This is a genomic window from Constrictibacter sp. MBR-5, assembly GCF_040549485.1.
Taxonomy (GTDB): Bacteria; Pseudomonadota; Alphaproteobacteria; order JAJUGE01; family JAJUGE01; genus Constrictibacter.
The window spans coordinates 1-23,422 of sequence record NZ_JBEPTK010000014.1; the positions used below are offsets into that span (position 1 = coordinate 1).

General features: G+C 68.0%; 21 protein-coding genes. 15 read left to right on the forward strand and 6 right to left on the reverse strand.

Translation table 11 applies throughout. From position 1 onward, the window contains the following. Positions 1-2,098, reverse strand: a 2,098-nt coding sequence (locus ABIE65_RS22085; RefSeq protein ID WP_354080736.1) for a hypothetical protein, incomplete at its 3' end; no start/stop codon positions are given. A gap of 351 nt (positions 2,099-2,449) precedes the next feature. Further along, positions 2,450-3,304, reverse strand: coding sequence for a HEPN domain-containing protein (locus tag ABIE65_RS22090; protein WP_354080737.1), 855 nt, complete (start codon positions 3,302-3,304; stop codon positions 2,450-2,452). A gap of 174 nt (positions 3,305-3,478) precedes the next feature. On the opposite strand from ABIE65_RS22090, the gene ABIE65_RS22095 reads away from it, so the two are divergent. Together ABIE65_RS22095 and ABIE65_RS22100 are read left to right on the forward strand one after the other, a co-directional pair. Next, on the forward strand, positions 3,479-4,225 hold the full coding sequence (locus ABIE65_RS22095; RefSeq protein WP_354080738.1) for an aldolase: 747 nt from the start codon (positions 3,479-3,481) through the stop codon (positions 4,223-4,225). 355 nt (positions 4,226-4,580) lie between these two features. Continuing rightward, a complete protein-coding gene (locus ABIE65_RS22100; RefSeq protein WP_354080739.1) occupies positions 4,581-7,229 on the forward strand; it encodes an AMP-binding protein in 2,649 nt (882 codons plus the stop codon). Between the two features lie 10 nt (positions 7,230-7,239). Here the strand turns inward: ABIE65_RS22100 and ABIE65_RS22105 are convergent, their stop codons facing one another. Continuing rightward, positions 7,240-8,193 (reverse strand): glycine/sarcosine/betaine reductase selenoprotein B family protein, encoded by a 954-nt coding sequence (locus ABIE65_RS22105; RefSeq protein ID WP_354080741.1) that lies wholly within the window; start codon positions 8,191-8,193, stop codon positions 7,240-7,242. A gap of 108 nt (positions 8,194-8,301) precedes the next feature. Here ABIE65_RS22105 and ABIE65_RS22110 point away from each other — a divergent pair, with 108 nt between their 5' ends. From ABIE65_RS22110 to ABIE65_RS22155, 10 genes are all read left to right on the forward strand, one after another. Continuing rightward, positions 8,302-9,618, forward strand: a complete 1,317-nt coding sequence (locus tag ABIE65_RS22110; protein WP_354080742.1) for a methyltransferase domain-containing protein — start codon at positions 8,302-8,304, stop codon at positions 9,616-9,618. Positions 9,619-9,705: 87 nt separating this feature from the next. Continuing rightward, positions 9,706-11,061: an LLM class flavin-dependent oxidoreductase gene (locus ABIE65_RS22115; RefSeq protein WP_354080744.1), complete on the forward strand. Its 1,356-nt coding sequence runs from the start codon at positions 9,706-9,708 to the stop codon at positions 11,059-11,061. 97 nt (positions 11,062-11,158) lie between these two features. Then, positions 11,159-11,686, forward strand: a complete 528-nt coding sequence (locus tag ABIE65_RS22120) for a DUF4844 domain-containing protein (protein WP_354080746.1) — start codon at positions 11,159-11,161, stop codon at positions 11,684-11,686. A gap of 148 nt (positions 11,687-11,834) precedes the next feature. After that, a complete protein-coding gene (locus ABIE65_RS22125) occupies positions 11,835-12,137 on the forward strand; it encodes a type II toxin-antitoxin system TacA family antitoxin (RefSeq protein WP_354080747.1) in 303 nt (100 codons plus the stop codon). Positions 12,138-12,140: 3 nt separating this feature from the next. Next, positions 12,141-12,650, forward strand: a complete 510-nt coding sequence (locus ABIE65_RS22130) for a GNAT family N-acetyltransferase (protein WP_354080748.1) — start codon at positions 12,141-12,143, stop codon at positions 12,648-12,650. 51 nt (positions 12,651-12,701) lie between these two features. Then, the gene (locus ABIE65_RS22135; RefSeq protein WP_354080749.1) at positions 12,702-13,076 is read left to right on the forward strand and encodes an ArsR/SmtB family transcription factor; all 375 of its coding nucleotides are present in this window, start codon (positions 12,702-12,704) and stop codon (positions 13,074-13,076) included. Next, entirely contained in the window at positions 13,073-13,597 is a 525-nt protein-coding gene (locus tag ABIE65_RS22140; RefSeq protein WP_354080751.1) for an ArsI/CadI family heavy metal resistance metalloenzyme, read from the forward strand. Before ABIE65_RS22135 ends, ABIE65_RS22140 begins: the two co-directional genes overlap by 4 nt. Further along, positions 13,594-14,691, forward strand: a complete 1,098-nt coding sequence (arsB, locus tag ABIE65_RS22145; RefSeq protein WP_354080752.1) for an ACR3 family arsenite efflux transporter — start codon at positions 13,594-13,596, stop codon at positions 14,689-14,691. Before ABIE65_RS22140 ends, arsB begins: the two co-directional genes overlap by 4 nt. Positions 14,692-14,828: 137 nt before the next feature. Then, on the forward strand, positions 14,829-15,575 hold the full coding sequence (gene cnbZ / locus ABIE65_RS22150) for a 2-amino-5-chloromuconate deaminase CnbZ (RefSeq protein ID WP_354080753.1): 747 nt from the start codon (positions 14,829-14,831) through the stop codon (positions 15,573-15,575). Positions 15,576-15,780: 205 nt separating this feature from the next. Continuing rightward, positions 15,781-16,449, forward strand: coding sequence for a Crp/Fnr family transcriptional regulator (locus ABIE65_RS22155; protein WP_354080755.1), 669 nt, complete (start codon positions 15,781-15,783; stop codon positions 16,447-16,449). A 3-nt stretch (positions 16,450-16,452) separates the two neighbouring features. On the opposite strand, the gene ABIE65_RS22160 is transcribed toward ABIE65_RS22155, so the two are convergent. The 3 genes from ABIE65_RS22160 to ABIE65_RS22170 form a co-directional block, all read right to left on the reverse strand. After that, a complete protein-coding gene (locus tag ABIE65_RS22160; protein ID WP_354080756.1) occupies positions 16,453-16,638 on the reverse strand; it encodes a hypothetical protein in 186 nt (61 codons plus the stop codon). Between the two features lie 119 nt (positions 16,639-16,757). Further along, positions 16,758-18,044: an HlyC/CorC family transporter gene (locus ABIE65_RS22165; RefSeq protein WP_354080757.1), complete on the reverse strand. Its 1,287-nt coding sequence runs from the start codon at positions 18,042-18,044 to the stop codon at positions 16,758-16,760. A 105-nt stretch (positions 18,045-18,149) separates the two neighbouring features. Continuing rightward, a complete protein-coding gene (locus tag ABIE65_RS22170; RefSeq protein ID WP_354080759.1) occupies positions 18,150-18,998 on the reverse strand; it encodes an SDR family NAD(P)-dependent oxidoreductase in 849 nt (282 codons plus the stop codon). A gap of 198 nt (positions 18,999-19,196) precedes the next feature. Here ABIE65_RS22170 and ABIE65_RS22175 point away from each other — a divergent pair, with 198 nt between their 5' ends. From ABIE65_RS22175 to ABIE65_RS22185, 3 genes are all read left to right on the forward strand, one after another. Then, positions 19,197-19,703 carry an RNA polymerase sigma factor gene (locus ABIE65_RS22175; protein ID WP_354080760.1) on the forward strand — a complete coding sequence of 169 codons (507 nt, stop codon included), beginning with the start codon at positions 19,197-19,199 and terminating at the stop codon, positions 19,701-19,703. A gap of 99 nt (positions 19,704-19,802) precedes the next feature. Then, the gene (locus tag ABIE65_RS22180; protein ID WP_354080761.1) at positions 19,803-20,822 is read left to right on the forward strand and encodes a FecR family protein; all 1,020 of its coding nucleotides are present in this window, start codon (positions 19,803-19,805) and stop codon (positions 20,820-20,822) included. Between the two features lie 197 nt (positions 20,823-21,019). Continuing rightward, positions 21,020-23,407: a TonB-dependent siderophore receptor gene (locus ABIE65_RS22185; protein WP_354080762.1), complete on the forward strand. Its 2,388-nt coding sequence runs from the start codon at positions 21,020-21,022 to the stop codon at positions 23,405-23,407. Positions 23,408-23,422: the final 15 nt, after the last annotated feature.

Consider the following 23,422-nt stretch of genomic DNA (forward strand, 5'->3'; position numbering starts at 1 on the left):
GCCTACGGCTCCGCATCACCCAGGACGGCAGCGAGCACTTCAGGGGGTCAATATTGCAAGCCGATACGGGGTCAGCTTTGAACGCCGTTTGACAGACGTTGCGGGCGAGTGTGTTGCGGGCATCGTCCATGACCGCCGCCAGTTCGATAGCAAGATCGATCCCAGCGCGGTACCAGTCCCACTCGTCGCTATTGAGCTTTGGTTGCCATCCCCAATCCCGCGATCGTGCACCAAAATCGAAGTTGCTTGAGGAGCTGAATCGAGTGGCGAGGAGCGCGTCGAGCGCTACGGAAGCGCAGCGGCGCAACTCCGCATCTTCAGAATTCGCCAACCGTCGCACAAAGGCACGCCGCTGGTCAGGTAGAGCTTGAGTGCCCGACAACCATAGGTGGAATAGCTCGGCAAAGCTATCGCGAGCGGAACCCTGTCTGTGATCGGCTGGTTCAGCGGCGAGAAAGCGCGCCAGCAATATTGCGGCCGCTTCGAACATATGGGGTTCGTAGCTGAGTGCTTTGACCAGCCGGATCAGCCGCCAGCGGATCGGGTGGGTTGGTAGCAACAGTTCGGCGCTGCTCGGATCTCCGAGCTCCCGTTCGATTCTCCTTAGTACGGCCTCGGGCGCAACGGGAGCGATATTGGTAAGGAGCTCAATGCCAACCGCGCCGCGCGCTAACAGGTCACTGAGAGGGCCGTCGGACGGAAGCCAACGGGCGACGACCGCCTGCGCTTCCCGGCTGTCGTGAAGGTAGCCGAGCCGCCGCGACAGCGACTTTTGCATCCGCGGCGGCAGCGACGCGGCGAAGCGATCCAAATCGCCGGGAGGGATGCGCTCAAGAGCGAATGCTGCAAGCCGATTGGCAATCGGGTGCGGCAGGATCGCCCTCCAATGGCCACGGGCCTGGGCGATGCCGCGGCGGCGAAGCTCGACGAGCGCGGCGTAAAGCGAGTTCGCGCTGACACCTCGGATAGCAGCAATGTGCGCCAGTTCTCCCGCGGCCGAGGTGTCTTCGCCATCGACGGAATATAGCAGCGACAGGTCCTCGGCGGCAGTAAGGAGGTCTTTGTCCGGATGCTGACGTTGCTGGAAAATTCGCTCGAACAACTCGCGGCTCTTGAGTTTCCCGAGGGTATCGCCTTTACCGAGCGTTTCCGCCAGCGCGCGTCCCAGCCGAAAATTCCCATCGCTGAACTCGCCGATCGTCCGGCGGTCGATTTGAGAAATGTGCGGGAAAGACTGCCCTATCCACCTTTCGACCAGATCCGGCGAAGCCGGTTGTAACCGAAAGACGTCGGTGCGCTCAGGTTCGTCCTCATCGCGGACGTCGTACTCGACTGTTAGGAGGCTGACGCTACTCGCTCCTTCGGAGCAGATCTTCGCGAGCTCGGTGTGCGTAGTCGGGTTGCAATTGTCGACGATCAAGATGGTTCTGTGACCGCGCGCCACGAGCTCCCTCGCCATCTCCCGCGCCGTCGGAACCGTGCCGAACGAAATATCGCTGTAGACGGCCAAACCTGGATCGAGGGGGCTTTCGCCAACGCCGCTCTCGAACAGCGCCTGTACGAGGCGCGTCTTGCCGAGGCCCGACAAGCCGATCAGACGGACGCATTGCCGGGGCGTAAGAAGAGCCTCGCGAAGCCGGGCAATACCCTCGCTGATGGGCACGCTGCCCCGTTCGGGCGAGCGATAATCGGTCAAGCACGCTCGATCATCGATAAGGTAAGGCGTCGCTTCGGTGACCGTGGTATCGACCCAATTGCCGATCGTGTCCCAGCCAGACAGCGCACGCCCGATCCGACGGCGCACCCAAGCTGCGACTCCGGGATATTCATTCACCCAGGTGGCGAGCCGGTCACGGTCGTAAAAATCGGTGTGAAGGTTGCCGGCATTGGGGAGATCGTGGAGCGCATCCCGCATGGCCGTTTTTCGCTCAGCGAGCGGCTTGTCAGCGACCGACCCTTGCGAACTGACGATGATGTAGGCGCCGGATGCGTCGGCGAGGTCCTTTATGACTTGCCGAAGCTTACCGCCCTTCTCTCCATTGGATTGAGGGCGCATCTCCTGTGCGATGGCCCGTGCCGGCATATCGGGTTTCTTCACCTGGAAGCCAGTATCCGGACGCGGTACGAAGTCAGGGCCTGGGATCGAAGCTGGGCATTGCACCCGAACGTCAAGCCCTCCATCGGGAGCGTCCTGGTTACCGCCGGCAGTCACCGAGGAAATCGGACAACCCTGTTTGCGCAATTCCGCGATCGCCAAACGAGCGACCATTGTTCTTAAGTCCGCGTCTGCGAGGGCGCTAATTTCATTTGTTGTTATTTCGAACATTGCCCACCACCGCAAACTCCAGATATGATAATTGAATTTTATCTGACAAAGACTTTACATAGTGACAGCAACCGCCTAAATTAGGATCGCTGTCCAGGACCGTACGCACCAAAACCCGCATCATCATTCGACAATCGCGCCTTCAATTGGTTTATGTTTTTGCACCGCAAGCCGAAGACCTAGCGCGACGCCCTCGGTCACATCAAATTCTTCTTGTGAGGGAGGGTCAACCTCGTACCCGGTAGCGTACTTAGCATTGCTACGTATGTTGCACAATTTGTTAAATAAGTCTACAAAACTCGAATCAATATTACCCAATCGGCCTTCGCGATTAATGGCACTATTTATACTTCCATGAGACCTCCACTTGTGCGCAGGCGCATGCGTCAAAATCAATCTGGACTTTGCGAGCAACTCGCACGCCGTGTGAAGCGTATCGATAGCTGGCTCTGCCAAGCCGTTGCTAGCGGAAAGCTTACTGGCGGCCAGAAATTTCATCGACTTTTCTATCAATGAAACGCACTTGGCGCGCCCAGAACGGAAATCAAACGTTAATATCCAACGCAGACCGGTCCAAAACATCGTGAAGTGACCACTATCGAGCTCGTCGTCATTTAAGTCAAAATATTCCAGTCCATCTAGGTCGCCGATCGTAACTCCCCCGCCTTTCTCTACATCGCGACCAAGTCGCAAATACGGCACACCTCTGACCTCCTCATTAAGGCGAATTATACGTCCCCCTTCATGGGGCTGTATCAGCTGAGCTCCCCAAAGAAGAAAACCATCGGGCAACTCACCAGCATCTCTCCGACGCCGAATCTCCGGGGCAAAGCAAATCTGCTGCATGTGGACAAATGTGCGCATCCAATCTGGAAGCTCTGGCGGAATTTCGTCCTCGGGAGTGACATCCAACCAGTTACCCGGTCGCTGCCGCTCGCTTAGCCAAGCTTGCACAGAAGCTTGCATTCCCTCCATCATCCAACACCTCTGAATTTTAGTGGACGTAGTTTACCTAAGTATCAGGTCGTCTGCCACTAACGGTACCTGCGCGCTTCGATAGCATGGATACGTGCCTAGTCGCCCCCGCACCCTGCACCTCCCGCCCCACCCGTGCCATACTCCCGTCCACACCATCCGACGGAACGGGCACACATGACCGACCTCACCGAACTGCGCGTCGACCTGGCCGCCACGCTGCGCTGGGCGGCGCGGCTGGGGCTGCATGAGGGGATCTGCAATCATTTCAGCGTCGCCGTGGACGCGCGCGGCGACCGCTTCCTGGTCAATCCGCTGGGCATCCACTGGGCGGAGATGACGGCGAGCGACCTGGTGCTGGCCGATGCCGCGGGCAACGTGCTGGAGGCCAAGGCGGGGCCGGACGGGCCGCTGGCGGTGGAGGCGACGGCCTTCTTCATCCATTCGCGCATCCACCTGAGCAACCCGGCGGCGCGCTGCGTGCTGCATACGCACATGCCCTACGCCCTGTCCCTGTGCCTGGTTGAGGGCGGGCGGCTGGAGATGGTGGAGCAGAACGCCCTGCGCTTTCACGACCGCATCGCCTATGAGGACGAGTATGGCGGCCTCGCCCTGGACAATTCGGAGGGCGACAGGCTGGCCGCGGCGCTGGGCAACCGGTCGGTGGCCTTCCTGGCCGCACACGGCGTCATCGTGACCGGGCCGACGATCGCCCAGGCCTTCGACGACCTCTATTACCTGGAGCGGGCGGCGAAGGCGCAGGTGCTGGCGCGGTCGACCGGCCTGCCCCTGCGCCGCCTGCCCGACGCGGTGGTGCAGCGCACGGCGCAGCAGATGGTGAGCGAGAGCGGGTCACAGGCGCACCGGCATCTGGCGGCGATCCGGCGGATTCTGGATCGGGAGGAGCCGGGATATCGGGGGTGAGGCCGCCATTGCTTCCGTCATTGCGAGCCGAAGGCGAAGCAATCCAGGACCCGCGCACCGGCGGCCTGAGCGCTCGCCCTGGGTTGCTTCGGCGCTGCGCGCCTCGCAATGACGGTTTGGGGATAATCCCTGCCTGTCATCCCCGGGCAAGGGGCGGAGCCCCGGCGACCCGGGGATCCAAGGACAGCCTGAGCGCGTGGCCTGGATCCCCGGATCTCCGCTTCGCTGCGTCCGGGGATGACAGTGAGGGGGGTCGCTGGGGCCGGGGACGACAGTGAAGCGGGGCCGGCCTCGTAATCATGGGGGGAAGGGCTAAGTTCGCAGCGACGGCCGTGCGAACCAGCCAGGAGCCCGAATGACGCCCGGAACGCGGAACCTGTCGGAGAACTGGTCGCTGACCGCCCTGCTCGACGCGCTGGCGGCGCGGGGGGGTGAGGCGGCGCTGGTGACGGTGGCGGGCGATGCCCTGACCGCGACGAGCGCCGCGGAGTTGGCCGGGGACGCGCGGCGGCTCGCGGCCGGGCTGGTCGCCGCCGGCGCGGCGCGGGGCGAGCATGTCGGGCTGATCGCGCCGAACGGGCCGGACTGGGCCGTCGCGCGGCTGGGGATCGCGGCGGCGGGATGCGTCGGCGTGGCGCTGGACGACCTGGCCGGCGAGGAGGAGGCGGCGACATACCTGAAGGACGCCGGCTGCCGGCTGGTGTTCGTGTCGCCGGCGCACCTGCCCGTGGCGGAGCGGCTCGGCATCGACGCGCTGGTGCTGGACGATGGTGCGGCGGAGCGGCACGAGCGGTCGTGGCGGCTGGTCTTCGCGGAGGAGATCGCGGGGCTGCCGGAGCTTAGGCCCGAGGACCGGGCGACGCTGGTCTACACGTCCGGCACCACAGGTGCCCCGAAGAGCTTCTATCTGACCTGGGCGAACATCGCGGCCAACGTCGAGGCGATGGTGTCGCTGGACATCGTGCGGCCGGGCGACCGGGTGCTGCTGCCGCTGCCGCTGCACCACGTCTATCCGCTGGTCGTGGGCCTGTTCACGCCGCTGTCGGGCGGCGGCGCGGTGGTCTTCCCGGAAGCGGTGGCCGGGCCGCAGATCATCAGGGCGCTGCAGGCGGCCGGGGTCGCCATCATGATCGGCGTGCCGCGGCTTTATACCGCGCTGGTCGGCGGGCTGGAGGGGCGGGTCGCGGCGCGCGGCAAGGTCGCGAAGACGCTGTTCCGGGCGCTGGTCGCCCTGTCGGACGTGCTGCGGCGGCGGTTCGGGATCAAGGCGGGGCGCGTCCTGCTGGCCGGCCTGCACCGGCAGATCGGACCCGAGCTGCGGGTGATGATCTCCGGCGGGGCGCAGCTGGAGCCGGCGGTGTTCCACCGGCTGGAGGCGCTGGGCTGGGAGGTGCTGAGCGGCTACGGCCTGGCGGAGACGGCGTCGATCTTCACCGGCAACGTGCCGGGCGCCAAGATCATCGGCAGCGAGGGACGGCCGCTGAAGGGCGGCGAGATCCGCATCGCGCCGCCCCTGGCGGGGGAGACCGGGTCCGAGGGCGCCGGCGAAGGCGAGATCCTGCTGCGCGGCGCCAGCGTGTTCGCGGGCTATCGCGACAATCCCGAGGCGAACGCGACGGCCTTCACCGAGGACGGCTGGTTCCGTACCGGCGACCTGGGGCGGCTGGACGACAAGGGCTTCGTCTACGTCACCGGCCGGTCGAAGGAGCTGATCGTCCTGGGCGGCGGCAAGAACGTCTTCCCGGACGAGCTGGAGAAGGTCTACGGCGACAGCCCGTATTTCCGCGAACTGGCCGTGCTGGAGCGCAACGGCGCCCTGGTCGCGATCGTCGTGCCGGACGCCGAGGCGATGCGGGCGTCGGGCTATACGCGCGCCGAGGACGTGGTGCGGATCACGCTGGCCGACAAGGCACGCGGCCTGCCGTCCTACCAGCGCCTGTCCGGCTTCGCCGTCAGCCGCGAGCCCCTGCCGCGCACGCGCCTGGGCAAGTATCAGCGCTTCCGCCTGGGCGACCTGTACGAGCGGGCGCGGCGCGGCGAGACGCGGCCGCGCGCCGTCGCGCCGTCGCCCGAGGACCGCGGCCTGATCGCCGGCGGGCCGGCGGCCGAGGTGTGGAAGATCCTGACCGAGCGCTATGCCGAGCGCGGCCTGTCGATGGACGCCAGCCCGACGCTCGACCTGGGCATCGACTCGCTGGAGTGGATGACGCTGGCGCTCGACGTCGAACAGCGCGCGGGGGTGGCGCTGACCGAGGAGGACCTGGCCGCGTCGGAGACGGTGCGCGACCTGCTGGGCCGGGTCGGCACGGCGGCCGACCGGCCCGCCGTGGCCGCGGTGTCGGCCGAGGACCTGCGCTGGTTCGAGCCGGTGGGCCCGGCCGGCCGGGCGTTCGGCACGGCGGCGTTCGCGACGAACCGGGCGCTGATGCGCCTGCTGTTCCGGGTCGAGGTGGAAGGGCTGGAGCATCTGCCGGCGGAGGGCCCGTGCGTGCTGGCCGCCAACCATGCGAGCGACCTGGACCCGCCGGTGATGGGGGCGGCGCTGCCGCTCGACTTCATGCGCCGGGTCTATTGGGGCGGCGACGCGCAGCGCCTGCACGGCGGGCCGATCCGCCGCGCGCTCATGCGGCCGCTGCACGTCTTCCCGGTCGACGAGCGCACGCCGGCGGCGGCGCTGGCCATGGGGACGGAGGCGCTGAAGCGCGGCAACGCGCTGATCTGGTTCCCGGAATCCTGGCGCTCGCCGGACGGCGAGATCCAGCGCTTCCTGCCGGGCATCGGGCGGCTGCTGTCGGAGACGGGTGCGCCGGTCCTGCCGGTCTGGATCGACGGCACCTTCGCCGCCATGCCGCGCGGCCGCTCCCTGCCGCGGCCGACGAAGGTGCGGATACGCATCGGGCCGCCGCTCGATGCGGCGGCCCTGGAGGCGCGGGGCGACGGCGACAATCCCTACACGCGGATCGCCGCGGCGTTGCGGGACGAGGTGGCGAAGCTGAAGCCGTAGCGGCTCCGCCTCAGGCCGAAACCTTTTCCTTCTCGGGGAGGGTCTCGACGCGGATGTTCTTGGCGATTTCCTTCTGGCGGTCGAACTCGGCGCGGCGCTTGGCGATTTCCTCGTCGCTGAGGCGCTCGATGTTCGAATAGTCGAGCTTCCACTCGCCGCTCTCGCTCCAGCGCTGGGGCGACTGGACGGTGGTGCGCGGGCCGGGGGCGCTCTCCAGGACCTTCAGCGCCAGTTCGAGGCTGTCGGCCTGGGACTTCGGGTCGTGCGGCTTGCCGGCGGCGTTGCCGAGCGGGAAGTCGCTGAACATCAGGCGCGGCACGCCGCAATGCTCGACGATGTCGCGCGCGCAGGCCATGACGACCGTCGGGATGCCGTTCTCCTCGAGATAGCGCGCCGCCATGCTGACCGTCTGGTGGCAGACCGGGCAGTTCGGCACCAGCACCATGGCGTCGACCTGGTCCTCCCGGCAGCGCTTCAGCAGCTCCGGCAGGTCCTGGTCGATGGTGGTGCGGTGGCTGCGGTTGGTCGGGGCGCCATGGAAGCGGGGTGCCAACGAGCCGATGCGGCCGGCGGCCGCCGCGTCGCGCATCGCCTGCAGCGGGAACCAGGCGCGGCTGTCCTCGGCCCTGGTGTGCACGCGGTCGTAGCCGATGTGCGAGATGCGCAGGTCGTGCTCCTGCGCCGTGTCGCCGGAATAGACCGTGTAGAACTTGGCCGCGGAATTGTACGGCGCGCCCGGACCCTGGTCGCCCTTCGCCGGGTCGTAGGGGGCCGCCGTGGTGATCAGGCCGACGCGGCATTCCGACAGCGGCTTCGCCAGCGGCGTGAACGGCACGTCGAGATAGTGCGCCCAGCGATAGGGCGTGCCGTAGCCCAGGGTGACGTAGTAGTCGCGCGTCCGCTTCATGTAGGGGATCGGCGCGTCGTAGTCGGGCGCGAAGCCGAATTCCTCGTCCTGGGTCATCGTGCAGCCTGTCTCGTGCGGGAGAAGTTTCGGCCCTATTGTCCGGTCGGCCGGAGACACGGCGCAAGGGCCCGCGAGCGAACGGCCCGCATCGGGGAGGTATAGCGTATGCCGAAAGCGGACGGCCAGAGCACCACGGAACGGCTGCTGGCGCTGCTCGATCATCTCGGGCTGCGGACGGCGCACGTGGCGGCGCAGATGCCGGGCGACATCGCCGGCCTCGCCGCCGACCATGCCGGGCGGATCGGCGGCCTCGTCCTCTGCACCCCGAGCCGGCTCGACCCGGCGCCGTTCGCGGGGCTCGGCGGCCGGCTGCTGATGATCGCGGGGTCGGAGGGGCTGACCCATGCGGTGACGGCGCGGGCGGCGGAGCGGCTGGCGGGGGCCGCGCGCGAGGTCCTGCCGGACTATGCGGCACCGGGATGGGCCGACGTCGTGGCCGACCGGACCGCGGCGGTGGCGGGATGGATGACGGGCTTCCTCGGCCGGCGCGAGGCGGACGAGCCGCACGGCGCGGCGCGTGAAGGGACGGTCGCCGGCATCACCTACCGGATGACCGGCAGCGGGCCGGCGCTGGTCCTGCTGCCCTTCTTCCTGGCGCCGTCGCAGTGGGACCCGGCGATCCCCGCCCTCGCCGAGCGCTTCACGGTGATCGTGCTGGGCGGGCCGCATCTGGGCGGCGTGGCGGCACTCGAGGACCGGGCGAAGGCGCCGACCTATGCCGCCATGTTCCGCACGCTGATCGACGTGATGGACCCGCAGCCGGGCGAGGCGATCCTGGACGTGGGCTGCGGCGCCGGCTCGCTCGACCGGATGCTGGCGCGGCGGCTGGGCACGGCCAACCCCATCACCGCCGTCGACGCCAACCCGTTCCTGCTGCGCGAGGCGGCGGCGCTGGCGGCCGCCGACGGGCTCGACGGGCGGATCCGCTTCGGCGACGGCAACGCCGAGGCCCTGCCCTTCCCGGACGCGACCTTCGGCTGCGCCTTCTCGATCACCGTCCTGGAGGAATGCGACGCCGACCGCGCCATCGCCGAGCTGAAGCGGGTGGTGAAGCCGGGCGGCCGGGTGGGCGTGATCGTCCGCTCGATCGACCTGCCGCAATGGTGGCACGTCGCCGTGCCGGAGGGCCTGCGCGCGCGCATCGAGACGCCGCCGCAGTCGGTGTCGCCGGCGGGGGTGGCCGACGGCAGCCTCTACCGCAGGATGCGCGCGCAGGGGCTGGTGGACCTCGTCTGCTTCCCGTCGCTGGTGACGCTCGACCACCCGCAGGGGCCGATCTGGCGCTATCGCGAGGACCACGTCCTGGCGCAGCTCGATGCGGCGGAAACGCGCATCTGGCAGGCGGCGCGCGACGCCGCGGCGGCGGACGGGCTGCTGTTCATGGCGCACCCGATGCACTGTGCGGTCGGCGTGCGGCCGTAGCGCCCCTGGCCGTAGGCTTCGCCGCCGCGTAGCGCGAACGCGCCGGAGGCCTTAGTCTGCTGTCCGGACAACACGCGGGAGAGTTTCATGCGGCAGATGGCGTTGGTGGCGTTCCTTCAGGCGCAGAACTGCAGCGACTTCGCCGCATCCTGGCGGCACCCGGAGGCGCGGCGGGATTCCTGGTCGCCGGAATATTACCAGCACATCGCGCGCGTGCTGGAGGCGGGCAAGTTCGACCTGGGCTTTTTCGACGACCGCCTGTCGATGCCGGACATGTACGGCCGCGACCATGCGCACACCGTCAAGCACGGCATCCGCTGCGTGAAGATGGACCCGCTGACCATTCTGACCGTCATGGGCATGGCGACGACGCGGCTCGGCCTCGGTTCGACCGCGTCGACCACCTACTTCGAGCCGTTCGACGTCGCCCGCACCTTCGGCACGCTCGACCTGATGACGCACGGCCGGGCGGCCTGGAACGTCGTGACCTCGGTCAACGACGGCGAGGCGGAGAATATGGGCCAGGCGCGCCACATGGAGCACGACCTGCGCTACGACCGCGCCGACGAGTTCATGGAGGTGGTGCTCGGCCACTGGGACACGTGGGAGGACGATTCCATCGTGCAGGACCGCGAGAGCGGCGTCTTCGCGATCCCCGAGAAGGTGCACCGGCTGGACCACAAGGGCCGCTTCTTCACCTCGCGCGGGCCGTTCACCGTGCCGCGCTCGGAACAGGGCCACCCGGTCATCATCCAGGCCGGATCGAGCGGCCGCGGCCGGCGGTTCGCGGCCATGTGGGGCGAGGTGATCTTCGTGGCCTATCGCGACCTGGAGCAGGCCAAGCGCGAATATGCGGCGCAGAAGGCCGCCGTGGCGGCGGCCGGCCGCGACCCCGAGCAGTTCAAGATGTGCAACGTCCTGCACGCCATCGTGGCGCCCACCCAGGGCGAGGCCGAGGACAAGTGCGCGAAGATCCAGGCGCTGGCGCTGGAGATCGACTCGCTGTCGCTGCTGTCCGAGGCGCTGAACTTCGACTTCGCCACCAAGGGCATGGACGAGCCCTTCACCGACGAGGAGGTCGCCGGCATTTCCGGCATGCAGACGATGCGCGACCGCGTGCTGCAGGTCAGCGGCAAGAAGAACCCGACGCCGCGCGACTTCATCCAGGCGACCGGCCGCGGCCTGATGCGCCACCCGACGGTGGGCACGCCGAAGCAGGTGGCCGACAAGATGGAGCAGTGGTTCGTCGAGCGCGGCTGCGACGGCTATGTGGTGGGTGCGACGCACATTCCCGGCGCGTATGAGGATTTCGTGAACCTGGTGGTGCCGGAACTCCAGCGGCGCGGGATCTTCCGGAAGGAATACATGGGGGCGACGCTGCGGGAGAATATGGGGCTGGAGCGCCCGGCGGTGGGGGAATGGCGGAGACGGACGGCGATTTAAGAGTCTCTTCGAAACGCGCGCTCTTCGCTGTCATCCCGCGCAACGGGCGACGGGATGGCCAAGGATCGATACACGGCGAGCTACGATGCTGGGGCGAATGCAAATCTTCGTTGTCCTGTTGGCTATTGCCTTCCTCGCCTCAATAGTCCTCACGATTTACTGGAGACAATCGCGTTTATTCCCCAGCCCGTCCCAAGAGATCGTTCAGCTGAACCCGGAAAAGCGCCAGGTGCTGATGCGCTTGAAAGGAGAACGGAAATTCGAGCCGCATGCATACCCCCCGCTCGGCTATACGGGCACTGCGACACCCGAAGACGGCCTCGCCGCCCGAGCGGCTGTAAATGATGTGATAGAATCGATTCTATCGCAAAATGATGGCCCGATCGCTGCAAAAACAGTCTCCGGTTTAATCGGACAAAACATGAAGCGTGTCCGCCGCCTCGAAACGGAAGACCGATATCGCACAATCGAATACACGATCGAGATCTGGCACATACTTGGATTTAGGGGCGCCACTGGTCAGTTTGCTCATGGAGGGCCACCCCCGCAGCCTAATGGCTTCGGAGAACCTTTGCCGCCTGGATCGAAATCACCGACGGAACCGCGTCCGATCGGCCAGAGTTAGAGTTCGGCGGCAAGCATGCCAGTGTGCGACCCGGCCGCCGCGGCGCCGGCCGAAACGAAGCGCGTCAGGCGATGACCCGTTGATCGCGTTCAAGCCCGCCCCTTGAAGTGGCCGGGCATTGGCCGTACATTTGGCCAGGAGAAGAGCCATGGCCAATGCAGCACCGAAATCAGCCGGCGGGCGCACCCGAGGGGAGCGCCTGGAGGCGCGTGTCACGGCCGAGCAGAAGAATCTGATCGAGCGGGCGGCTGCCCTTCAGGGGCGGACCCTGACCGACTTCGTGCTGACGAGCGTGCAGGACGCGGCCCGGCGGGCGATCGAGGAACATCACCAGCTTGCGCTCTCCGTCCGCGACAGCGAGGCGTTCGTCGACGCGCTGATGAATCCGCAGCCGGTCAATGATCGCCTTCGCGACACGGTGCGCCGCTATCGCGAGAAAGCCGGCGTCTGACGCGTGGCCGGTGAAGCCGATGAAGGACTCAGGGTCGAGGCGTTGGGCTCGCATGACCGATCGGGGTTCGAGAGCGGCGTAGAGCCGCTGGACCGCTATTTCCGAACGCAAGCGGGGCAGGACGCGCGGAAGAACCTGGCCGCTCCTTTCGTCCTGGTGCTGCCGGACGGCACGGTCGCCGGCTACTACACGCTCTCGTCGGCGTCCGTGCGCCTGGGCGAATTGCCGGAGCGGACGGCGCGGAAACTGCCGCGATATCCGCTAGTGCCGGCGACACTGCTGGGCCGTCTCGCTGTCGATCGGCGACAGCAGGGGAAGGGCTATGGCCGGTTTCTCCTGGCGGATGCTCTCTACCGGGCGGCCCGGAGTGAAATCGCCTCGTTCGCGGTGATCGTCGACGCGAAGGACGAGAATGCCCGCATCTTCTATGAGCGCGAGAGTTTTCTGCCGTTTCCGGATCAGCCCATGAAGCTGTTTCGACCGATGGCGGACATCCGGCAGCTGTTCAGATGAGCAACCGCCGCGCACCCTTGACGCGCCCCACATATCCATTATTCTGGAAATATGGATAAGACGGCCGCCATAGACGCCCTCGGGGCGCTCGCGCAGGAGAGTCGGCTCGATATCTACCGGCTGCTGGTGCAGGCGGGGACCGAGGGGATGCCGGCGGGGCAGATCGGGGAGCGGCTGGGATTACCGGCGGCGACGCTGTCGTTTCACCTGAGCCAGCTTCGCCACGCCGGGCTGGTCGCCTTCACCCGCGAGGGGCGGTCGCTGATCTATGTGGCCGAGTACGACACGATGAACCGGCTGCTGGCCTATCTGACCGAGAATTGCTGCCGCGGCGACGTCTCGGCCTGCACCATCCCCGCCTGCAACGTTCCGGCCTGCGAGCCCGCCGCGGCGGCCCCACCCGAAGCGAAGAGGATCCGGCGATGAAGCGCCTGCACGTCCATGTCGCGGTCGAGGACCTGAGCCGGTCCGTCGGTTTCTACAGCACGCTGTTCGCGGCGGAGCCGACCGTGCTGAAACCCGACTATGCCAAGTGGATGCTGGACGATCCGCGCGTGAACTTCGCGATCTCGCAGCGCGGCGGCGCACCCGGAATCGAGCATCTGGGCATCCAGGTCGAGACGCCGGAAGAACTGCGCGAGGTCTACGGCCGCCTGCGCGCCGCCGACGGCCCCGTGCTGGAGGAGGGCGAGACGGTCTGCTGCTATCACCGCTCGGAGAAGTCGTGGATCAGCGACCCGCAGGGCGTGTCCTGGGAGACCTTCCTGACCAGCGGCGAGAGCACGGTGTATCGCGCCGGACCGGAGGCGGCCGATCCGGCGCGCGCGTCGGCGATCTGCTGCGCGCCGCCGCCTGCCGGTGTCGCCTGCTGCGCGGAGCGCGTTGCACCGGCCTCGGCCCTCCCCGCCCCGACCTGCTGCGACACTGTGGAGAGCGCGCGCGTATGAGTGAAGCGACGGCCGCGTCGGCCGAACTCGCACCACCCGGCGGCATCGGCGTCTTCGAGAAGTGGCTGTCCGTCTGGGTGGCGCTCTGCATCGTCGCGGGTGTCGCGCTGGGCAACCTGGTGCCCGGCCTGTTCGAGACGGTCGCCTCCTGGGAGTACGCCTCGGTCAACCTGGCCGTGGCGGTGCTGATCTGGGCGATGGTCTATCCGATGATGGTGGCGGTCGACTTCGCCAGCCTGAGCCATATCGGCGACCGGCCGAAGGGGCTGATCCTGACGCTGGTCGTCAACTGGCTGGTCAAGCCCTTCACCATGGCGGCCCTGGGCGTGCTGTTCTTCGAGGTCCTGTTCGCCGACCTGATCGCGCCGGCCGACGCGCAGCAATATATCGCCGGCCTGATCCTGCTGGGTGCCGCGCCCTGCACGGCGATGGTGTTCGTCTGGTCGCAGCTGACCCGCGGCGACCCGACCTACACGCTGGTGCAGGTGTCGGTGAACGACGTCGTGATGATCTTCGCCTTCGCGCCGCTGGTGGCATTGCTGCTGGGCGTCACCGACATCAGCGTGCCGTGGGAGACGCTGCTCCTCTCGGTCGGGCTCTATGTCGTGATCCCGCTCGCCGCGGGTGCTTTGACGCGGCAGCGGCTGGTGGCGCGCGCAAACCGCAGGGAGGGCGGCGAGGCGGCCGTGGCGCGGTTCACCGCGGCGGTGAAGCCCTTCTCGGTGCTGGGCCTGCTGGCGACGGTCGTGCTGCTGTTCGGGTTCCAGGGCCAGACGATCCTGGACCGGCCGCTGCTGATCGCGCTGATCGCGGTGCCGCTGCTGATCCAGTCCTATGCGATCTTCGCGATCGCCTATGCGGCGGCCTGGGCGTGGCGGGTGCCGTTCAACGTGGCGGCACCCTGCGCGCTGATCGGCACGTCGAACTTCTTCGAACTGGCGGTGGCGGTGGCGATCAGCCTGTTCGGCCTGAACAGCGGGGCGGCGCTGGCGACGGTCGTCGGCGTGCTGGTCGAGGTGCCTGTGATGCTGTCGCTGGTCGCCTTCGCCAACCGCACCCGGCACCACTTCCCGAAGACGGAGTCGGCGCGCTGACGGCCCGGCGTGCGGAAGCCGCGTCGCGAGGCGGCGCGCCGCTTCGACGGCGCATTGTCTCCCGCAGCCGACCGGCGTTACGCTCTACTTGTCCGGGCGGTGACGCCACTTCCCCGCGCAGCGCGAGGTCCGACCAGATGAGCACCAGTTTCCTTCCCGGCGGCTTCCGCTTCGTGCCCGGCATGTTCCAGTATTCGGGCGGCGCCGCGGCGGAGCCGGGCTTCGCCATCGAGCGGGTCCGCTTCCACCGCCCCGTGCCCCTGGACGAGGGCTTCAAGCGGATCGAGGCCTACATCACGGCGGCAGGCCGGCCGATGACGGCCTTCTGCGCCTGCGAGCTGCGCTCTCCCGCGCCGTTCACCGACCAGGGCTTCATCGACTTCAACCGCCAGTATGTCGGCACGCTGGAGCGCTGGGGCCTGTTCAAGGACGAGGTCAACCCGGTGGCCCGCAGCAACGTCTGTCCGGAGATCGACCCGCCGGCCGGGCCGTCGTTCCACGCCTTCTCCTTCACCCGGCCGGCCGACAATGCGCCGCCGACCTTCGTCATCGCCGGCAGCGGCGAGGCGCAGGAGGGCGGTGCCTCCTACAAGGAGCGGATCGTCCGCTACGGCGAGACGAGCCCGGACGCCATGGCGGCGAAGGCCAGGCACGTCCACGTCGAGATGGAACGGCGGATGAACGTGCTCGGCGTATCCTGGCCGGACTGCACCGCAACGCAGATCTACACGGTGCACGACATCCACCCTTTCCTGGGCGAGGACATCGTCCGCCGGGGGGCCGCGCGTGCCGGCGTCACCTGGCATCTCTGCCGGCCGCCGGTGATCGGCCTGGAGTACGAGATGGACTGCCGCGGCGTCCGGGCGGAGCATGTGATCGACTGACGCGCCGGGCCTGTGCGGCAGGCATGGACGCCGACAGCGTCCACCCGCCGCACGGATCCACCGCCTTCGCATATGGCGGCGGGTGCCACGACGTGTATAGTCGAAGTCGTCGGCACCCGAGAAAGCCAGCCGCAGAATGAACAGATCGTCCCATCAGCGCCCCGCGACGGCCGCATCGGACGAGTTCCCATGTCGCGACTGCGACGTGCGATCGCGCGCGATCTGCGCCGCATTGGCGCCGCACGAACTCGCCGAACTCAATGCGATCGTCAGCGAGGTGCATCTGGAGCCGCAGCAGGCGGTCTTCTACGAGGGCGACCCGGCGGTCTATGCGTTCAGCGTCACCCGCGGCGTCGCGCGCCTCTCGAAGATGCTTCCGGACGGGCGGCGGCAGATCACCGGCTTCCTCTATCCCGGCGATTTCCTGGGCTTCGCGTTCCACGAGGCCTATGCCTACACCGCGGAGGCCGTGACGGACCTGCGGCTGTGCCGCTTTCCCCGGCCGAAGCTGACCGCCCTGTTCGATGCGCATCCGAAGCTGGAGCGGCGGATGCTCTCCTTCGCATCGAACGAACTGGAACTGGCGCAGGATCAGATGCTCCTGCTCGGGCGGAAGCATGCGCGCGAGCGCCTCGCGTCGTTCCTGCTCAAGCTGTCCGAGCGGGCGGAGCGGCTGGGCGAGCCGGCCGATCCGATCGATCTGCCGATGAATCGAACCGACATCGCCGACTATCTGGGCCTGACCATCGAGACGGTGAGCCGGACCTTCTCGCAACTCATCCAGCGCGGCGTCATCCGGGCGGTGACCACGCACCGCATCGCCGTCAAGGACCGCGAGGCACTGCTCGCCGTCGCCGAGGGCGAACCGGACTGACCCTCAGGCGGCCAGCCGGTCGGTGGCGAGAGCGGCCAGCATCGCGAGATGCCGCTCCACGAGGTTTTCCGCCGCGACGTTCGGACGCAGGACGTCGGGCGCCGCGGGTCGTCCGCCGGCACAGGGCACCACCGCGTCGACCACGGTGCGCGTCTGCGCGATGAAATCATACTGGATGTGGCAGGTCATCGGCCTCTCCGCGCCATAACTCATCGGCGTATCGCGAAGGTCGCACGGACCGGTGAAGCGGACATTGATCTGGATCAAGAAACACGCAGGCGCTGCCGGCGCCGCAGCAGGAGGCGGGGTCAGCCGGCGGCGCGCAGCCGCCGCTTCGGCGGCGTGATCCGCACCGACGAGATCTGGTTGCGGACGCGGCGCAGGATGTGGAAGCGGAAGCCGTAGAAATCGAAGGTCTGCCCCGCATCCGGGATCTGCCGTGCCTCGCGCAGCAGCAGCCCGGCGATGGTCGATGCGTCCTCCTCGGGCAGGTTCCATTCGAACTCGCGGTTGAGGTCGCGGATCGTCACGGTGCCGGCCACCACGTAGGACCCGTCCGGCTGCGGCCGGACGCCGGGAACGGCGATGTCGTGCTCGTCGGATATCTCGCCGACGATTTCCTCCAGGATATCTTCGAGCGTCACGGTGCCCATCAGCGTGCCGTATTCATCGACGACCATGGCGAAATGCTCGCGCCGGCGGCGGAACGCCTGGAGCTGGTCGAGCAGCGTCGTGGAATCGGGGATGAACCAGGCCGGGCTGGCGAGGCTCTGCACGTCCAGCTTGTCGTAGTCGCCGCCGAGGCCGTGCACGGCGCGCAGCAGACCCTTGGCGTGCAGCACCCCGACGATGTTGTCGGGCGTGTCGCGCCACAGGGGAAGGCGGGTGAAGGGGCTGGCCAACACCTGCTCGACGATCTCGCGCGGCGGAATGCCGGCATCGATCATCACGGTGTTGCGCCGATGGGTCATGATCTCGCTGACCCAGACGTCGCCCAGGTCCAGCACGCTGCGCAGCATCCGCCGCTCGTCGCGGATCTCGCGGGTTTCGCCGCGGTGCAGCTCGATGGCGCCGCGCAGCTCCTCCTCGTGGGTGGAGTGGCTGTAGGGCGCCTCCGCCCGCTCGCCGAGGAGCCGCAGGGCGATGCGGACGACGAACTGGATCGCGACGACCGCCGGACGCAGTACCCGGACGAGTTGGACCAGGACCGGCGCGACGACGAGGGCGAGCCGGTCGGAATGGTTGAAGGCGAAAGTTTTCGGCAGGACCTCGGAGAAGATCAGGATCATCAGCGTCATCACGACGGTCGCGTAGACGACGCCGGTCTCGCCGAAGATGACGATCAGCGCGCTGGTGGCGAGCGACGCCGCCAGGATGTTGACCAGATTGTTGCCGAGCAGGATCGCCCCGATCAGCATCTCCTTGTCCTCGCGCAGGCGCCGCACCAGCGCGGCGTTGCGGTTGCCCTTGCGCTCGAGGTGATGCATCCGGGCGCGCGAGACGGCCGTCAGCGCGGTTTCCGAGCCCGAGAAGAAGGCCGAGAACAGCAGCAGGACGAGAATGCCTGCGAGCGTTATCCAGAGGGTCTGATCCATGTCCGTCCTGTGGAGGCGGGCGCCGGAATCGCCCGCGCCGAAGCGTCGACCGGTTCGGGAGGCGTCGGCGCACACATAGCAGCCGACGCGCCCCGACGGAACGGTTCAGACCTCGGAATAGCCGCTGCCGCGCGTCTCCACGCCGCGCCCGGCGGCCTTCTCGATCCAGCCGAACTCGGCCAGGATCTGCTGGCTGTAGCAGACGCGGCCGTTGACCTTGTCCGCCGGCTCGCTCGCCAGCAGCAGGGCGGCCCGCGCCATGTATTCCGGCGGCTCGCCGCGCGGATCGTCCATGCCGCTGACCAGCTTGTGGAAGATCGTGCCCGGCGTCGGCACGACGCGCGACGGCGAGACCGCGCTGACGGCGATGCCGCCGAACTGGGCCATCTCCTGCGCCAGTCCCTGGGTGAAGCGTTCGAGCGCCGCCTTGCTGGCGCCGTACATGGTGCCGCCACGGACCTTCTTGTCCTCGTAGGGGCCGCGCCCGGGACCGATCGCGGCGCCGGAACTGATGTTCACGATCGCACCGGTGCCGCGCGGCACCATGTCCTCGAGGACGGCCTTTGACAGCATGAAGGGCGCGTGGACGTTGACCGCGAAGGCCCGGATCCAGCGGTTCGTCGCATAGTCGGTGATCGGCACGTAATAGTTCAGCGCCGCATTGTTCACCAGGATGTCGATCGGCCCGTAGGCGGCGCGCGCCGCGGCGACCAGCGAAGTGCACTCCTCCTCCCGGGACACCTCGGCCGTCACCGCCGTCGCCTCGCCGCCCTTGGCCTTGATGTCGGCCACGGTCTTCTCCAGCGACCCGGGCAGGGCGTGGTCGCCCTCCTTCAGCGTGCGCGCCGCGCAGACAACCCGCGCGCCCTCCCCGGCGAACAGTTCGGCGATCGCCTGCCCGATCCCACGGCTCGCCCCGGTGACGATCGCGACCTTTCCATCCAACTTGCCCATGGCTCTTCCTCCTGCGCCTGCCGTGCGGACACGGTCTGCCGCCAGAGTGCAGGTCCGCCGCCGTTTAGGAAAGAACGCACGGCGCGGCCGGTGTTTCGCACGGCCGCGCCACAGGCTCGCCGCGCGCGGCAGCATGCGCGATATTGAGAATGAGTCGCAAAATCGATAGAGTGCGGCGCGCTCCGGGAACACGAGGGCATGGGATTGACGGCGCGGAACCTGAAGGGGCTGTTTCTGGCGCACGGCCGGGAGTTGGAGGAATACCTCTCCCGGCGGGTGCGCTGTGCCCATACCGCCGCCGACCTGACGCAGGAGGCCTTCCTGCGGCTCGCCCAGCAGCCAGTGGAGGCCGGAGCGGCGAACGCGCGGGCCTATCTCTACCGGATCGCCCGCAACCTGGCGATCGACCATTTCCGCCAGGACGAGCGCCGCCAGACCCGACTGGTGCCGGCCGAGGATCTGGCCGCGATGCCCGACGAGGCGCCGCCGGTCGAACGCGCGACGGCTTCGCGCCAGCGCCTCGCCCTGCTGCTGCGCGCCGTGGCCGAACTGCCGCCGCGCACGCAGGAGATCTTCGTGCTCAACCGCGTCGAGGGCCTCACCCACCTCGAGGTCGCGCGCCGGCTCGGCATCTCGGAGAGCTCGGTCCAGAAGCACCTCGCCCGGGCCCTGAGCCATGCCATGCAGCGGCTGAAGGACCTTTAGCGTCGCGGCAGAGTACGGTACGCCCCCGTCCGGAACGTCCTACATGTCAGGAAGCGGAAGAGCGTCGCGCGCGATGCGCCGGCGCCGATCGAGGGCGGTGTGACCGAAACCCAGGACGCCCAGCGGAAGATCGAGGCGGAAGCCGCCGAATGGGTGGTGCGGCTGGAGGCCGGGCCGCTCGATAGGGCGGAGCGCCGCAGCTTCGAAGCATGGCGCCGCCGCGGCCCTGCGCACGAGGCGGCGCTGGCCTACGCCCGGCAGACCTGGGACGCGATGGCGGAACTGGGCCCGCTGGTCGCGGACGGTGCCGCGGCGAGAGGCGACGGCAGCGCGGTCGCGCCGACCGTGCCGGGGGCCCGGGCCCGCGCGGTCTCGCGCCGCCGGGTCTCGCGCCGCTGGGTCTGGCGCGCCGCAGCCGCCTCGGTGCTGCTGGCGGCGGGGCTCGGCGCCGTGGAGGTGGCCGATCCGCTCACCGCGCTGCGCGCCGACCACAGCACCGCGCCGGGCGAGATCCGCAGCGTATCGCTGCCCGACGGCAGCACCGCGGAACTCGGCTCCGACACCGCCATCGCCGTCGCCTTCGACGACAGGCGGCGTACGGTGCGGCTGCTGCGCGGCGAGGCGGTCTTCACGGTCGCCGCCGCCCCCGACACCAGCGCCTTTGCCGTCACCGCCGCCGGCGGGGAAGCGCGCGCCCTGGGGACACGCTTCCTGGTGAGGACGGAGGACGACGGGGCGGATGTGGCGGTGCTCCTGCACAGCGTCGCGGTGGCACCGCCGGAGACGGCCGGCAGCGGCCACGCCGTGGTACTGACGGAAGGTCAGGCGGTCGGCTATTCGCGTAGCGGCCTTGGCCCGGTGCGGTCGGTCGATCCGGCGCGCGTGGCGGCCTGGCGGCGAGGCAGAATCGTCTTCGACGGCGCACCGCTCGTCGAAGCCGTGGCCGAGCTCAGCCGCTATCGCCGCGGCCGCATTCTGGTGCTCGATCCCGCCCTGGCCGCCCGCCGGGTCAGCGGCGTCTTCCGCATCGACGACGTCGACGGGGCCGTGGCGATGATCGCCGCCGAACTCGGCGCCCGAGCCGTGGCGCTGCCGCCCTTCCTGACCGCGCTGTATTGAACTGCGGCGCGGCCGCCTCCGAGGACTCCAAGAAAATTGGTCCTGCCTTTACCGACTCCCCGCCGCTCGCGCGTCATCCCCCGTGTGAATGCGAATGCGAAGCACCAGCAGATGCAGCCGCACGACCATGACGCAACCGACAGGGGGACGGGATGTCGGATCCGGCAAGGGGGCGCTGCGCCCGTAACAGAGTGAAGATGCGGCGGCTCGCCCTCGCGGCGCCGCTGATGGCCGCCGCGGCGACGGGGGCCGGCGTCTCGGGTGCAGCCGCGCAGGATGCGGTCGCCCGGGAGGGGCTGCAGGTCGCCCAGGCCGAGCGGACCGTCTCGATCCCGCCGCAGGACCTGAACAGCGCCATACTCGCCTTCGCCGACGGGGCCGGGATCCAGGTCTTCTACGACGTGGAGAAGCTGCGCGGGCTCAGGACCCGGGGGGTGCGCGGCCGCTACGGCGCCGAACAGGCCTTGCGGCTGCTGCTCGCCGGCACCGGCGTCACCTACCGGTTCACGGGTGCCGACACGGTGACGCTCGACCGTGCCGCGACGCAGGAAGACGGTGCGGCTCTGGAACTCGCGCCGATCACCGTCGAGGCCCGGAACGACACCGGCTTCGAAGGCTTCCGCGCCTACGACTCCGGCAGTGCCACGAACGTCCCGGTGCCGCTGATCGAGACCCCGGCGACGGTGAACGTGATGTCGGCGGAAACCCTGGAGCGGATCAACGCCCAGCGGCTCGACGACATCCTCCAGTACATACCGGGCACGGCGCCGGGGGCGTCGGGCAGTTCGATGACCAACACCTTCACGATCCGTGGGTTCGAGTCCTCCACGACCAGGGGCGGCAGCCTGGGGTCGCGGGCGAATTCCGTCTACATCGACGGCCACCGCCCGGCCGGGCGCCACTACCACTATGACCGGTCGCTCTACGACCGCGTCGAGGTGCTGAAGGGCACGTCTTCCCTTCTCTACGGCACCGCGTCGCCCGGCGGCATCGTGAGCTACACCTCCAAGAAGCCGATGTTCGACGCCCGGAACCAGATCGCCGGAACCGTCGGGAGCTTCGACACGCTCCGCGGCTCCTTCGACCTGACCGGACCGGTCGACGCGCTCGACGGCGTCGCCTACCGCCTGATCGGCACGGTCCAGGAGGCGAACCAGACGTACACCGGCAAGAATCACGGGAACAGTTACGACGACCGCTACATCGTGAAGCCGCAGATCGCCTGGCGGAACGATTCCGGGACGAGGGTCGATCTCGCCTACGAATACAGCGAGCAGAAGAGCGTGGCGGACCCCGGCATCCTCCGCTTCAGCGACGGGAGTTTCGGGTTCAACGGGCCGTCCCTGGTCGGCGACGACAGCGTCTCGGACCAGACGAACCACATCGTCACCGCACGGATCGCGCAGCCGATCACCGACCAATGGTCGGCTTGGCTGGACGGCAGCTACGGCAAGAACGACATCGACGCCCTCTGGGACTCCGCGAATACGCGCACCGCTCCGTCCAAGACGGCGCTGATCGACCGGGACATCATCCGGTTCGAGACGGAGTTCGAGCACAAGGAGGCGCGGGCCGGGCTGCAGGGCGACTACCGGATCGGGGCCGTCGCGAACACGACCACGATCGGCGTCTCGCATCGCCGCGAGGAATATGACAGCGATCGCGTCCAGCGAACGATCCGGGGATCGATCGACCCCCGGGACCCGGTGTTCGCCCCGGTGGGCGACCTCGGCCCCTATACCGGCACCGTCGACTGGACCATCAAGGAGAAGGGGATCTACGTCCAGAATTTCGCCGAGGTCGGCCCGAAGCTGAAACTGTTCGGCGGCCTCCGCTACACGGACGTGGAAACCGTCTTCAACGACAGCGGCGGCAACGATAAGGCGCTCGACTACTCGATCGGCGCCATCTTCAACCAGAACAGCTGGTTCAACCCGTTCGTCAGCTATTCGACCTCCCTCACCCCGCAGGTCGGTACGCTGAATACGGGCGAGCCCGTGCCCTTCTCCGAGGGCGAGCAGTTCGAGATCGGCGTGAAGAGCCAGTGGCTGGGCGACCGGGTCGCCTCGACGCTGTCCATCTTCCAGATCGAGCAGACCAACCGGGTCGAGACGGACCCCAACGATCGCTCGCTGTCGATCATCGCCGGCGACCAGGAGGTGCGGGGCGTTGAGCTGGAAGTGGTCGGCCGGGTGACCGATCACGTGAGCATCGTCGGCGGCTATAGCTATCTGGATGCCGAATACACCAAGTCGGTCCAGTACGAGGGCAACACGCCCGCCAACGTGCCCAAGCACAAGGCCACGGCGATGGTGAACTACAGCTTCCCGACCGATTTGGGCGTTTGGGATGCCGGCCTCGGCTACATCTACGTCCGCGGCCGGGAGGGCGACAACGACAACTCCTATTCCCTGCCCGACTACTCGCGCGTCGACCTCAGCTTCGGCTGGCAGCACGAGGGCGTCGAGCTGCGCCTGCGCGCCGAGAACATCTTCGACAAGAACTACGTCTCCGGCTCCAGCGGAATCTTCATGAATCAGGGGCTGCCGCGCTCGGTCTTCCTGAACGCCCGCGTGACGTTCTGAGACGCGGGCAAACGG

Bases quoted from the DNA above. Each gene is read 5' to 3' on its own strand.
- cnbZ (WP_354080753.1), top strand. From the start codon at position 14,829: ATGAGCACCAGTTTCCTTCCCGGCGGCTTCCGCTTCGTGCCCGGCATG.
- ABIE65_RS22115 (WP_354080744.1), top strand. From the start codon at position 9,706: ATGCGGCAGATGGCGTTGGTGGCGTTCCTTCAGGCGCAGAACTGCAGC.
- ABIE65_RS22125 (WP_354080747.1), top strand. From the start codon at position 11,835: ATGGCCAATGCAGCACCGAAATCAGCCGGCGGGCGCACCCGAGGGGAG.
- ABIE65_RS22160 (WP_354080756.1), bottom strand. From the start codon at position 16,638: ATGACCTGCCACATCCAGTATGATTTCATCGCGCAGACGCGCACCGTG.
- ABIE65_RS22185 (WP_354080762.1), top strand. From the start codon at position 21,020: ATGCGGCGGCTCGCCCTCGCGGCGCCGCTGATGGCCGCCGCGGCGACG.
- ABIE65_RS22135 (WP_354080749.1), top strand. From the start codon at position 12,702: ATGGATAAGACGGCCGCCATAGACGCCCTCGGGGCGCTCGCGCAGGAG.
- ABIE65_RS22105 (WP_354080741.1), bottom strand. From the start codon at position 8,193: ATGACCCAGGACGAGGAATTCGGCTTCGCGCCCGACTACGACGCGCCG.
- ABIE65_RS22140 (WP_354080751.1), top strand. From the start codon at position 13,073: ATGAAGCGCCTGCACGTCCATGTCGCGGTCGAGGACCTGAGCCGGTCC.
- ABIE65_RS22110 (WP_354080742.1), top strand. From the start codon at position 8,302: ATGCCGAAAGCGGACGGCCAGAGCACCACGGAACGGCTGCTGGCGCTG.
- ABIE65_RS22120 (WP_354080746.1), top strand. From the start codon at position 11,159: ATGCAAATCTTCGTTGTCCTGTTGGCTATTGCCTTCCTCGCCTCAATA.
- arsB (WP_354080752.1), top strand. From the start codon at position 13,594: ATGAGTGAAGCGACGGCCGCGTCGGCCGAACTCGCACCACCCGGCGGC.
- ABIE65_RS22090 (WP_354080737.1), bottom strand. From the start codon at position 3,304: ATGATGGAGGGAATGCAAGCTTCTGTGCAAGCTTGGCTAAGCGAGCGG.
- ABIE65_RS22175 (WP_354080760.1), top strand. From the start codon at position 19,197: ATGGGATTGACGGCGCGGAACCTGAAGGGGCTGTTTCTGGCGCACGGC.
- ABIE65_RS22095 (WP_354080738.1), top strand. From the start codon at position 3,479: ATGACCGACCTCACCGAACTGCGCGTCGACCTGGCCGCCACGCTGCGC.
- ABIE65_RS22170 (WP_354080759.1), bottom strand. From the start codon at position 18,998: ATGGGCAAGTTGGATGGAAAGGTCGCGATCGTCACCGGGGCGAGCCGT.
- ABIE65_RS22100 (WP_354080739.1), top strand. From the start codon at position 4,581: ATGACGCCCGGAACGCGGAACCTGTCGGAGAACTGGTCGCTGACCGCC.
- ABIE65_RS22165 (WP_354080757.1), bottom strand. From the start codon at position 18,044: ATGGATCAGACCCTCTGGATAACGCTCGCAGGCATTCTCGTCCTGCTG.